At 44.2% G+C, this 13,634-nt stretch carries 7 protein-coding genes; 6 read left to right on the forward strand and 1 reads right to left on the reverse strand.

Annotated elements, in window-relative coordinates; genetic code table 11:
- Nucleotides 1-557 precede the first annotated feature (557 nt).
- Genes ACZ48L_RS11875 through ACZ48L_RS11890 form a run of 4 tightly spaced genes read left to right on the forward strand, consistent with a single transcriptional unit; the run spans nucleotide 558 to nucleotide 7,866 of the window.
- The gene (locus tag ACZ48L_RS11875) at nucleotides 558-3,326 is read left to right on the forward strand and encodes a TonB-dependent receptor (protein WP_464722062.1); all 2,769 of its coding nucleotides are present in this window, start codon (nucleotides 558-560) and stop codon (nucleotides 3,324-3,326) included.
- Nucleotides 3,327-3,353: 27 nt separating this feature from the next.
- Nucleotides 3,354-4,664: a DUF4876 domain-containing protein gene (locus ACZ48L_RS11880; protein ID WP_242401736.1), complete on the forward strand. Its 1,311-nt coding sequence runs from the start codon at nucleotides 3,354-3,356 to the stop codon at nucleotides 4,662-4,664.
- Nucleotides 4,651-6,201 carry a DUF6850 family outer membrane beta-barrel protein gene (locus ACZ48L_RS11885; protein WP_025792230.1) on the forward strand — a complete coding sequence of 517 codons (1,551 nt, stop codon included), beginning with the start codon at nucleotides 4,651-4,653 and terminating at the stop codon, nucleotides 6,199-6,201. The genes ACZ48L_RS11880 and ACZ48L_RS11885 overlap by 14 nt, the downstream gene beginning before the upstream one ends.
- A 60-nt stretch (nucleotides 6,202-6,261) precedes the next feature.
- Complete coding sequence (locus tag ACZ48L_RS11890; RefSeq protein WP_025792228.1) at nucleotides 6,262-7,866, forward strand: leucine-rich repeat domain-containing protein; 1,605 nt, start codon at nucleotides 6,262-6,264, stop codon at nucleotides 7,864-7,866.
- Between the two features lie 351 nt (nucleotides 7,867-8,217).
- Here the strand turns inward: ACZ48L_RS11890 and ACZ48L_RS11895 are convergent, their stop codons facing one another.
- A complete protein-coding gene (locus ACZ48L_RS11895) occupies nucleotides 8,218-9,366 on the reverse strand; it encodes a hypothetical protein (RefSeq protein WP_025792227.1) in 1,149 nt (382 codons plus the stop codon).
- 191 nt (nucleotides 9,367-9,557) lie between these two features.
- Between ACZ48L_RS11895 and nrfH the strand changes: the two genes are divergently transcribed.
- On the forward strand, nucleotides 9,558-10,187 hold the full coding sequence (gene nrfH, locus ACZ48L_RS11900; protein WP_025792226.1) for a cytochrome c nitrite reductase small subunit: 630 nt from the start codon (nucleotides 9,558-9,560) through the stop codon (nucleotides 10,185-10,187).
- Between the two features lie 60 nt (nucleotides 10,188-10,247).
- Nucleotides 10,248-11,744 (forward strand): ammonia-forming cytochrome c nitrite reductase, encoded by a 1,497-nt coding sequence (gene nrfA / locus ACZ48L_RS11905; RefSeq protein ID WP_025792224.1) that lies wholly within the window; start codon nucleotides 10,248-10,250, stop codon nucleotides 11,742-11,744.
- Nucleotides 11,745-13,634: the final 1,890 nt, after the last annotated feature.

Consider the following 13,634-nt stretch of genomic DNA (forward strand, 5'->3'; position numbering starts at 1 on the left):
AGATTGATTCATATCAATAAATGCATATATGATCGAAAAAAAGAATGAAAAAGCTTTGATGTGTGCGCAAACAGTATTACCTTTGCATCGTCAAAAGACAAATTAAGATTGTTTAGGTTAGTAGTAATAGATTTAGATTTTTTAGTTCAAAGTTAGGACAAAAGAGATTGTTCAGATAATAAAAGATAGGTTTAGTTTAGGTAAAAGAAGGTTAATAAAAGGATAACAACGATGCAAGATGATTGGTGAACGCCGTGAGGCGCGAACCAAAAGTCAAGCTCAAACACAACTTTTCCTTTATGGAAATGAACAAAGGGTACAGCATTTTGCAGCACCCTTTGTTCATTTTTATATATCCTTTGTTCGTTTCTTTTTCTCCTCCTTCTTTCCTTTTATTCTCTTGAAGGGCTTCATCCGATGGTTTTTATGTTCTCTTCAACTTCTTGAAAATGAGTTTCTAATAACAGAAAGTATTAGCCTCTCATGTGTTAAATCATTGTTTTTAGGTATTGTTCACAGTGTTTATTTTTATTAATTTTGCCACCAAATAAAGACCTATGACTAAATTTATATATGCTATGAGCTTGTTTTTGCTTGCAGCAATATCAATAAAAGCACAGCCAATCCAGAAGACATCCAGTTGCCTTTTGCATGGTTCTGTGGTATCTTCTACCGATGCTACAGCCATTGCAGGTGCTACTGTACGCCTTTATCAACTGAAGAAATTAGTTGGAGGGACGGTGTCTGATGCTTCAGGTAACTTCAATGTGAAGTGTCCTTCATCAGGTTCTTTACAGCTTCGCATCACTGCTGTCGGCTTCAAAGAGGTCGATACGACTCTGAATGTGCCCACGGTTACACCTATATATATATACATGCGAGCTGGGAAACACACCATGGACGAGGTCACAGTGACGGCTTCGGAGAAGCGAGGTATGACCAGTACGACCGTCATAGGACAAACGGCAATGGAGCATTTGCAGCCCTCTTCATTCGCTGATCTGCTGGCATTGTTGCCCGGAGGCATGACAAAGATCCCCGCATTGGGCAGTGCTAACGTCATAACCTTACGTGAAGCAGGACCGCCAAGTTCGCAATATGCCACCTCATCATTGGGTACGAAGTTCGTCATTGACGGTCAGGCGATTGGTACTGATGCCAATATGCAATACATTGCAGGCAGCTTTCAGGGGGATGCAGACAACAGTAGGAACCACGTTAGCTATGGTGTTGACATGCGAGAGATACCGACTGACAATATAGAAAAGGTGGAAGTGGTACGCGGAATACCATCCGTTAAGTATGGAGAGTTGACCAGTGGACTGATAAACATCACTCGAAAGCGCAGCCAATCACCCCTGTTGCTTCGGCTAAAAGCTGATGAATACGGTAAATTAGTGTCCGTTGGGAAAGGAATTCTGCTCTCTGGCAAGTGGAATCTGAATGTAGATGGAGGCTTATTGGATGCCAGAAAAGAGCCAAGAAACCGTTTCGAGACCTATCGAAGACTCACTTTCTCAGCCCGTTTGCGTAGGAAATGGAACCTGGGAGAGCATTATGTACTTGAGTGGAGTGGGGCAACTGACTATTCCTTGAATATAGATAATGTGAAAACCGACCCCGAAATACAGATTCATAGAGAAGACAGTTACCGTTCATCTTACCTTAAAATGGGGATGAACCATCGACTGTTGCTTCGCAGAAAGGCGTTGGTGGGACTCCAGAGTGTGTCTTTGGCATACTCGGCAAGCCTTGCTTCCGACAGAATACACCAGACTGAAGCCGTCGCTTTACAGCGTGATTACGTCGTACCGTTGGCATATGAGAGTGGAGAGTACGATGGATTGTTTCTTCCCATACAGTATATCTGTGACTATAGGGTGGAAGGAAAGCCCTTTTACAGTACTCTTAGAGGAGAGACAGAATGGTTGGCACGGACGTCATTCATCAGCCATCACATCACGGCAGGTGGCGAATTCCTGTTGAATAAGAACTATGGTAGAGGGCAGATCTTCGATATTACCAAGCCACTTCACGCCTCTACAGCCCGCAGACCACGGGCATATAAAGACATACCAGCCACAGATATCCTCTCCTTCTATGCCGAAGACAAAGCCACAATGCCCATTGGTAAACACCAACTGACGGTGATGGCAGGACTTCGTACCACCCAAATGCTGAATATTCCAGCATCTTATGCCGTCCATGGGAAGCTCTTTACGGATACAAGAGTTAATGTTCAGTGGGATTTTCCATCCTTTCTGGGCTTCAAAAGCTTTGTTTCCGGAGGCTTTGGGATGATGACCAAGATGCCGACAGTACTGGATTTGTATCCCGATTACGTGTATAAGGACATCACGGAGATGAACTATTGGGATGTCAGACCAGCCTATAAGCGTATTCATATACGTACATATAAGCTCAATCAGGTTAACCCTGACCTCCGTCAGGCACGTAATAAGAAGTGGGAAATACGTCTGGGAATAGACAAAGGAGCACACCATTTCAGTGTAACTTACTTCCATGAGGACATGAAAGACGGCTTCAGAAGTACCACAACAATGCGTCCTTTCATCTATAAGAGGTATGATACCTCGGTGATTAACCCTTCTGCACTTACGGGTCCACCGTCTTTGGCATCCCTACCTGTGGCCACTGACACCCTGTTAGACGGTTATGGACGAACCGAAAACGGCTCACGAATAATGAAACAAGGCATAGAATTCCAGTATTCCTCCCCTCGAATACCCGTCATTCAGACCCGTATCACGGTGAATGGGGCGTGGTTCCGAACCCTATATGAGAACAGTATACCCTTGTTTCGGTCGGCTCCTAACGTCGTAGTGGGTACTGTTGCTATAGCAGACAGGTATGCCGGATACTATAAGAGTACGGATAAATACGACAAACAGATATTCACTTCGAACTTCATCTTCGACTCTTATGTGGACAAACTGGGGTTGATTCTGTCGGCAACAGCGGAGTGTTTCTGGATGAGTAACACCAAACGACCTGCCACATCGAGTGTTCCTATGGGCTATATGGACATCACTGGCACCGTACATCCGTATGTTGAGGCTGACCAAAGTGACCCTTATCTGCGGTGGTTGGTGCTGACAGGCACTGCAGGACAGGACATGGACTATCGGGAAAGAAGCTATATGCTCGTCAATTTCAAGGCTACAAAGCGTTTCGGACGGCATCTATCACTGTCGTTTTTCGCTGATAGAGTGTTCTATGTAGCCCCCGATTACGAAGTCAATGGCTTCATCGTGCGTCGTACTTTCTCCCCTTATTTCGGCATGGAGATAGGGTTGAAGATATGAAATGAGTATTTATAACATAACAAATAGATGATGAAAAAACTCTTAAAGACCATCTCTGTGATGGCATTGGCATTGCTTCTGGGTAATGCTTGTACCAATGATGACGTCCCATCGGGCAAGGTTTCGATTAAATATGCTAAACTTGTGCTTAAGATAGGCTTACCTCAAGGCTTCCAGGATGTCGACTCTCTCGTGGCATTTCATGTGAAAGTACATAATGTTTCTACGGGAAGAGACAGCTCTTTCACCGTCCCGAATATTGCTCGGGAGGCTGTTACGGAAGGGAATCCACCCACAGTAACACTCGATACCCTGACCATTGCCGAGGGACTTTACAATGTTGAGCTTGAGGCAAAGGCTGTTTATCACAGTCGATTGAAGACCCCAAGCACCGTCAGAGGTAACCTTATGAACCATACTATCGTACAAAATGGCGCTGATGTGGCGTCTTCTGTCATCGTAAACCTCTTCTCTCCCAACATGGATAACGGCTTTGTGATAGCTGAAATACATGCTGCACGCACGTTAAGACCATCTGGTGACCCGTATACAGGCGACCAATACTTCCGAATCACAAACAATTCGGACACTGTTATGTATGCTGACGGGTTGTTTATAGGCGAGAGTGCGTTCCAACAGATGATACATCAGAACTATAAACCTTATATATTAGATAAGGAAACACCACTCCAATATCTCACGAAAGTACCTGGAATACATGGTAAAGACAAGAAATATCCTGTGCAACCAGGGGCTTCTCTCATCATCTGTGACAATGCTATAGACCACACAACGGCTGATCGTAACCCTAATTCCTTCGATCTTTCAAAGGCAGATTGGGAGTGGTTTGATGAGTCAACAAACCCCAGAGTGACGGATATTGATAACCCTGCAGTACCGAATATGGAGCGTCTCTACACCTATTCACGTACCATCTGGGGTCCACATGACCGTGGTTTCTATGCTTATGTCATTGGTTTTCTGGGCGTAGACAGTCGTACTTACCTTACGGATAAGGCTTATCAGTATGATTATTCCTATCGGTTTGTGTATGGATCAACGTCCAAGGACATGAAGTTCCATGCTGTTAAGATTCCTAACACATGGATTCTTGATGCCGTGGTGTTGGCTATCAAGGATATGAAGAAGTGGAATGTCATCAGTCCAACATTGGACAATGGCTATGCATGGTTCTCTGAAGTAGACCATGATAAGAACCGTTATGGCAAGTCAGTACGCAGGAAATACAATTCAAAAACGCATAAACTGATTGATACAAACGACTCTCAGCACGACTTTGAGACGGTAAAAGCCAATCCATGGTATGTCTTTAAGTAGGTTATATCACTGCTTTCTCATCGTAATCTACTGTTGTCTGCCGCTCACGGGGGCTGCTCAGGAGAGCGAAAGGGATTCTCTTCCCTCACATTCGTTGGTGTATGTGAGGGAGGCTGATACCTATTTGCGTTATTTCAGTCGACTGGGTGGAAAGGATATCACATCAAACCTGGATGAATTCCACCATAGTTTTTCTCAGATAAAGGCTGGTTATCAGCATGATAACACCTCACTTCCACTTGATGCACAGCAGGGTTCGGGAGCTGAACTGATGTTTTTCAGGGCACAATCCCACATGAAAACAAGTAAGAATGCTGTGGCTTGGGGAGAGGCTTGCTATGAGAATGGACGGCGAATGGGTATCTCGTGGAATCTGAACAGTGATTATAAACGTATCTTTCCATACGTTATTGCCGATACAACAACGCTCTCTATGCTCCGGGAATACTATCTTTTCCGTGGTGGATACGCTCATCAGCTGAACAAACTGGCGTTAGGAGCAGAGTTAAGTTACCGTTCTACGACGGAATATAGGGATGTTGACCCTCGTCCGAAGAACACTTCACTTGATGTTCAGGTACGTTTAGGTGCTGGATATGCCGTATCGGCGCAGCGGATGGTCGGTCTGACGGTTGGTGCAGGCAGATATAATCAGCAGAGTAACGTACTGTTTATGAACCCACAAGGCAACCGTGTGCTCTATCATCTCATGGGACTTGGGATGCAATACTTCCGCTTCAAGGGACTGCAGAACGCTGTTAAATACGAAGGGAGTAACTATCTGATAGGGCTTTCTACGTACACGAAGAACCGAATGGGACTGCAGGCATCAGCGGATTTGGCGTATGAAACGGTACAGAAACGCCTTGCTTCGGAACGGGATGTCCCCATTTGCGATGCTTTTCAGACGACATGGCGGGGTGATGTCTCATGGATTGGGCAGCGGAAGCAATGGACTTACAAGGTGACACTCAATGTTGAGGCTGTTGAAAGGGATGGACAGGAGCGCTTTTATGACAGTGGTTTGACCAATTATCAGCAGATAGCGAGTGCCAGACCCTTTGTTTTCCAGCGGCAAATGATGTGCTTGTCGGTCACGGCATTACGTCGTTTCTCACCTCTGACGTGGTTGATCATTCAGCCCAACGTGGCTTATGAGGTGCAGAACACCCAGTATATAATGCCCGTAAGACAGTTGAAGACGGCTTTCATGATACCTTCTTTGCAAATGAAAGTGTCGAGAATGTTCTCAAAAAGTCTGTTGTCAGTGGGGCTACAGACGGCAGTTGGACGACAAATGCACCATCATTTCGTGTTTGATGAGCCCGAACTGTTTGACAAACCGGTTGAGATGTTTCGTAACAATGCTGCTATGCAGCAGGCAAACTACTGTGATGCGGCGTTGGAAGTGCGGTATGACGTACAGCTTATCAAGGCTCTTTCTTCCGTCTTTGTGCAGATAACGGCTGGTCATCGGTGGTTTGATAACCATCAGAAAGCCTATAACACAGAACTGTCTGTTGGTGTTACGCTTTGATAGTGACCATGTTATAATATATGATTCAATATCTGATTAATAATTAAAACATAAACTTTTATGAAGAAAATTCTACTTACAATGTTCCTGATTTTGTGCAATGTGCTGGCTGTTTCTGCACAGAATGGTGGAGCAATCAAGGGCGATGCCTACTTCAATCAGCGTGTCGTAGGACTGAAAAAGGCTGGTACGCTGGAGCAAGAGGTAATATCTCGTTTCAGTGATGTGAATGTTCAGGGCATCAAAGTCATTGGTCCGATGAACGAAAAGGACCTCCGTTATCTGGCAAAGTTGGCAAAAGGCGGAACACTTAACGACCTTCACTCTGCCAATCTCACTGATGCTGTGGTGGAAAACATCCCAGAAGGGTGCTTCAAGGACCTCACTTATTTCATGTATATCTACTTCCCGTCATCATTGAAAAGCATCTCTGACAATGCATTTAAGAACTGTAACCTACTTGCTGTGGTTCTGAATGACGGACTTGAGACGATTGGGAACAGTGCGTTCTATGGTGTTCACAGCAAGAGTCTGACTATCCCTGCCTCAGTAAAGCACATCGGTGATGCTGCTTTTGCTGGTAATAAAGACTATAAGACAGTGACTGTTGACGCTGCGAATACGAACTTCAAGATGGTTCAGAACATGCTTTGCGATGTGAAAGAGCAGAAGGTGTTGCAGTGTTTCGACATGGCTGAGGGTGCAATCGATATTCCTCAGGAGATGAAGAGCATTGGGGATGAGGCTTTCTCTCCGCTTCATAACGTCACAACAGTGCGTATCCCTTCTTCCGTTATACGTGTTGGTAATGAGGCGTTCAATGCTGCTTACGGATTGAAGAACATTGAAGTGGCTGCTGAAAACCCTTCTTTCACAGCCGTTGATGGTGTATTGTTCAACAAGGATCAGACGGATTTGATTACTTATCCTGCCTCAAAGGACGGACAGGCTTACACCGTTCCCACTACTGTAAAGCACATTCTCGACGGTGCTTTCGCACAGGCGGGCGGGCAAAACGCACATAAAGGCATGAAAGGTGCAGAGAAAAGGAAGAATGATTTGGTGAAGGTTACGGTGCCAGAAGGTGTGGAGAGCATAGGAAAGGATGCTTTTCTCTTCAGTGGACTGTCAGAGATCAGTCTGCCAAAGACGCTGAAGAGCATCGGCAGTAACTGTTTCTATTATACTGATCTGACGCAGATCGTCATCCCAGAGGGTGTAACCCGATTGGAAGATGCTACCTTTGGCGCATGTGCAGGACTGGAGAAAGTGACGTTACCTAGTACGTTGAACTATATAGGACGTGACATTTTCGCTGTTTATAATCCTACTTTGACGGACATTCTCCTCTATGCTGAGGTGCCACCAGCGTGTGATGATGAGGCTTTCCATACGTTCGACAATTCCGTTACATTGCATGTTGTGGGTAGCGCAGTGAAGAAATACAAGCAGAACAGTGCTTGGGGCAATGGTCCCTTCGACTCTATTGTAGGCGACTTGACACCAACGGGTGTGGCACACGTGGGACAATCGGCTGATAATGTGACTGTTGTGGGGATATATGATATCCATGGTATGAAGCTCCAACACAAGGTGAAAGGGTTGAATATACTGAAGATGAGCGACGGAAGTGTACGTAAAGTAATGATAAATACACTCAACTAAATGGCTCTTCTAATGTGGTATTAAGGTTTCAGGATGTATATTTTGGTTCGGAGCATGGCAGCTTTTGTCATGCTCCTTTTTTGTTTTCTGATGTTATGAAAAGCCTTTACACAAAATGAAGGGTGATAGCTGGATTATTCAACGAAAAGGGTTCATTTCTTGGTTTGTAATCATCAGATAATCAAAGGGTTGCAAACAGGCTTGTAAAAGACGCCCTTTTGCGTTGTAAAAGATGCCCTTTTACTCATCAAAAGATGCCCTTTTGCAATGCAAAAGGGCATCTTTTAGAATGCAAAAGGGCACCTATTGGAATCCTAATGTGAATTTATTTGACGTTATGTGGTCCTTGCCTCATTGTCCTTCGGTCATTCCGAAGACGTGAGTCCTGCATGCTTTGATGCGATTGATGGCTTCTACATACACTTGGAAGTCATATTTCGTCTCCCCTCTGAATGATAATGCGATGGCATAAGGGCTACCGTCATTGCCGTTTTTGGGGCGTGCACTTGAGCTATAGAAGTATCCGCTGAAGCCAACATTTACCATTCTACCAATGTAACTGTAGCCTAAAGCAGGCAGGAAGAAGTAATCTGACAGACGTGCAGAGGCTGGTGGCGTTGCCACGGGAGCGGAGTTGTGATAGTAAGTATTCGCCACAAGGAGTCTGCAATCCTTACCATCAGGCGTCTGTTCGGTACTGAATCCGCTGATTTTCTCCTTCTTCAAGAACCACATACCACCTTTCCAAAGGTGTCCGACGAAGGAGTATAACTTGTCTTTGTCGATGTGTGGGTCGCCTTTCAGGCAGTACCAAGCCATCTCGTTGGCGTTGGGCAGTTGTTTGAAGAGTGCCGTTTGTGCATCATTCCGAATGTTTTCGCCAGGATAACTGTCGTTGTACCAGCGGTCTGGGGCGGTATCTTTCTCTCTTGGATAGTTCTTATTATATGAGTCACCAGGCAGTGTTGCATGGCTACTCAATATCTCTGCCGACACTTTTGGCTGCCATACATCTGTTGTTCCCCACTGATGAGGGTACCAATAATTCTGTTTCGCATCCCACATGTAGTACATTGGACTGTAATTCAGTATCTTCAGATTGGCTGGCATGGGGTAGTAGGTGTTCTCTTTATAGTCAAAAGAAGGGTAATGTTTCGTGATTACATCTGAAACTTTTGTGAAAACGTCCTGGATATAATACTTGATCGTCAGCTTATGTACACCGGGTTTCATGACGACATACGTACCATTATCATCGATGTTTGCTGTTATTTCCTTGATAGGGAAGCCGTTAGGATATTGATTTAGGGCGCTGTTCCTGGAGTTGGTATTGACCGTTATCACCTTGCCAGTACCATCATTCTTAAGCGTTTCTGTAGAGTGGTCGATGCTATAAGTGCCCACAACATCATTATCAGAGGATATTTCCACCTTATATATATAGCAGTCTTCGAGTCGGGAGTTGGCGTTGTAGGGTTGCAAGACAAGTATCTTGTACATATAAAGGTAGTGTTTTGGTGTGGGGATGATAGTATGTAACTGTCATGTATATAGTGTTTTACGAGTTAAAATGCAATGTTTAAAAACGTAAAAAACAAGAAAAATCATAATTAATGATGATTTTTTCTGCTTTTCATACATAATATATAAAATAAAAACCTATCTTTGCAGACGAACAGAACATTATGTATATGCAACTAAAAACCTACCTAAGCAAGCTGCAAAAGATGTGGACAGGCTTCTTGTCAAAGATATCATATCGGCAGAAAGTAACACTTTCCGTGCTATGTGGCGTCATTGTCGGGTTGACAGGTCTGTTTTTCTATTTGCTACGTATGCATACATATATAATAGGTGACGACCCTGCAGCATGTATTAACTGCCATATCATGTCGCCATATTACGCTACTTGGGCGCATTCAGCCCACGCTCGTAATACAACATGCAACGATTGCCATGTTCCTAACAACAATATGGCAGCACATTATGCCTTTAAAGGGATGGATGGTATGAAGCATGTCGCCTATTTTGTGACCTTTAGCGAGAGACAATCCATAGAAGCTGAAGACGCATCGGCTGAAGTTATCATGGATAACTGTATCCGTTGTCATAAACAACTCAACCAAGAGTTTGTTAATACAGGCCGAATTGACTACATGGAAGCCAAGAGAGGAGAAGGAAAAGCATGTTGGGACTGTCACAGAGACGTTGCTCACATGAATAAAAACTCACTCTCAAGCGCACCAAATGCCGAGTTCGTAGAACCAATGCCACCTTCTCCAGTACCACATTGGCTGCAGAAAGCGTTGGGAAGAGAATGAGAATACAACAAAAACAAGAGCAAGAAATAAGAAAATAAATAAACTAAAACCTATATAATTATGGCAAAGACATTAAAGAAATGGCAAGGCTGGTTGATCTTTGGAGGCGCAATGGTCATTGTGTTTGTCCTTGGTCTGCTCTGTTCATCAATGCTTGAGAGAAGAGCTGAGGTGGTTAGCATCTTCAATAATAGGCAAACTAAGATGACAGACTCCATCGTTTCACAGAACGAAAAGTTCGCTCAGGACTTCCCAAGGGAGTATGAGACATGGTCAATGACCGAAGATACAACCTTCAAGAGCAAATACAACTCTTCACAAGAGCAGGATGTGTTGGCTGAAAGACCAGAGATGGTGATCCTATGGGCTGGCTATTCTTTCTCAAGAGGGTATAATACACCACGTGGACACCGTCATTGTATTGATGACTTACGTAAGATTATGCGTACAGGAAGTCCAGGTGTTGATGGACAAGATGACATACAGCCAGGAACCTGTTGGACCTGCAAGGGTCCTGATGTGATGCGTTTGATGCGTGAAAAGGGAACAGATAAATTCTATGCTGCCAAGTGGAGCGACTGGGGACCAGAGGTCATGAACACCGTCGGTTGCTCTGACTGCCATGATGCAAGGACTATGAAGCTCCGTCCTGCTCGTCCTGCGCTCTATGAAGCATGGGCTCGTGTGGGCAAAGATGTAAAGAAAGCCAGTCATCAAGAGATGCGTAGCCTGGTTTGCGCACAGTGCCATACGGAATATTACTTCGAGAAAGAGAATGGAAATTATCTCCATTTCCCACAAGAAAAGGGTATGACGTGTGAGGCAGCAGAGGAATATTACGATAGTATTGGCTTCTATGACTATATCCATCCACTGTCTAAAGCGAAGATTTTAAAGGCACAGCATCCTGGATATGAGATCTCTTTGCAGGGTATTCATGCGCAACGTGGTGTCTCATGTGCCGACTGTCACATGCCATATATCTCTGAAGGCGGTGTGAAATACACTGATCACCACATCACAAGTCCATTGGCTAACATCAATCGTACGTGCCAGACCTGTCACAGACAGGATGCTGAGACCCTCAGACAGAATGTTTATGAGCGTCAACAGAAGGTCTATGACTTCCGTACACACGTAGAAAAGGAACTTTCAGCAGCACATATTGAGGCAAAATTTGCTTGGGATAAGGGTGCAACAGCAGCTGAAATGGAGCCAGTTCTTAAGGATTTGCGCAAAGGACAGTGGCGTTGGGACTATGCAGTAGCCAGCCATGGTGCAGCATTCCATGCTCCTCAGGAGGTAATGCGCCTACTTGCGAGTGCTATGGAGTATGCTAAAGACGCACGATTGCAGGTAGCTCGTGTCGTAGCACGTCACGGTTTCACGGGTCAGATACCACTTCCTGACATCTCAACTAAGGCGAAGGCTCAGGCTTATATTGGTCTTGACATGCCTAAACTGAAAGGTCAGAAGAAGCAGTTCCTTGACACTATCGTTCCAAAGTGGATTGAAATTGCAAAGAAGAACAAGCGTTTCATCACTAAACCTATGTAAGGTTAGTTGATGGTTAACAATAGATAGTTGATGGTTTAAGGGCTGTCAACTATCTTTTTGTGAACACTTCATGACCTTCTTGTCTGACTTTGATGCAGAAAGTAAGGATGAATTCCTATGCGAGCGTGCATAAAATCTTCCACAAGTGACGGTCTGCAGTTGGTTGATACGCATGGAATACTGGGCTGATAGGTGGTAATCATTGGGCGTATTAAGCGTAAATGATCTTTAGCTTTGGGATGTTCTTTTATGAAATCAGCCTACTTTCAAAGATCAATTGTAAGCTTTTAGCAGTTTAAAAGATAAGCTATCGGGCACTGACCATAGGTTTCGGGCGGTTCAAACGATATGTAATCCCGTGCCAACCGTGGGCTTTGGGTGGTTTAAAAGACAAGCAAATGCATGCCAACCGTGGTTTTTGATGGTTTAAATTGTAAACTATTACATGTTAATCACATGGCTTGATATAGTTTCAACCATCAGCAATCAGGTAGCAACTACGGGCTTTGAATGGTTTAAAATGCAAGCAAATCCTGTGTCAACTGTGGGCTTTTGTTGGTTTAAATGATAAGCAATCACGTGCTAACCGTGGGTTTTTGGTGGTTTAAATGGTAAACTGTTACATGTTAATCACATGGCTTGATATAGTTTTAACCATCAGCAATCAAGTGCTAACCGTGGTCTTCGAGCGGTTTAAAGGACAAGCAAATTCGTGGTAACCGCGAGCTTTTAGGGGGGTGAATGGTAAACTATTACATGTTAATCACATGGCTTGATATAGTTTTAACCATCAGCAATTAAGTGCTAACCGTGGTCTTCGGGCGGTTTAACGGACAAGCAAATCCATGCTAACCGTGGGCTTTGGGTGGCTTAAGGAACAAGCAAATGCATACTAACCGTGGGCTTTTGGTGGTTTGAAAGGTAAACTATTACATGTTAATCACATGGTTTGATATAGTTTCAACCGTCAGCAATTAGATGCCAAAATAGACTTTGGGTGGTTTAAACGATAAGCTATCGGGCACTAACCATAGGCTTTGGGCGGTTTAAAAGACAAGCAAATTCGTGCCAACCATGAGCTTTGAATGGTTTAAAGGGCAAGCAAATTCGTGCCAACCGTGGGCTTCGGGCGGTTTAAAGAACAAGTAAATTCGTGGTAACCGTGGGCTTTTGGTGGTTTGAAAGGTAAACTATTACATGTTAATCACATGGCTTGATATAGTTTCAACCATAAACAATCGAGTGCTAACCACGGGCTTCGGGTGGTTAAAAAGACAAGCAAATGCATGCCAACCGTGGGTTTTTGATGGTTTAAATGGTAAACTATTACATGTTAATCACGTGGCTTGAGATAGTTTCAACCATAAGCAATCGGGTGCCAACCATGAGCTTTGAGCGGTTTAAAGGACAAACAAATCCATACCAGTCATAGGCTTTAAGCGGTTTAAACGATAAGCTATCGGACACTAACCATAGACTTTGGGCGGTTCAAGCGATATGTAATTCCATGGCAATCATGGGCTTCGGGTGGTTTAAAGGACAAGCAAATTCATGGTAACCGCGAGGTTTTAGGGGGTTGAATGGTAAACTATTACATGTTAATCACATGGTTTGAGATAGTTTCAACCATAAGCAATCGGGTGCCAACCATGAGCTTTGATCGGTTTAAAGGACAAACAAATCCATACCCGTCATAGGCTTTAAGCGTTTTAAAAGATAAGCTATCGGACACTAACCATAGACTTCGGACGGCTCAAACGATATGTAATCCCGTGCCAATCACGGGCTTTGAATGGTTTAAAAGACAAGCAAATGCATGCCAACCGTGGGCTTTAAATGGTTTAAAAGATAAGCTATCAGGTGCCAACCATGGGCTATAAACGGGTTGGG

Source organism: Prevotella histicola (assembly GCF_055385135.1).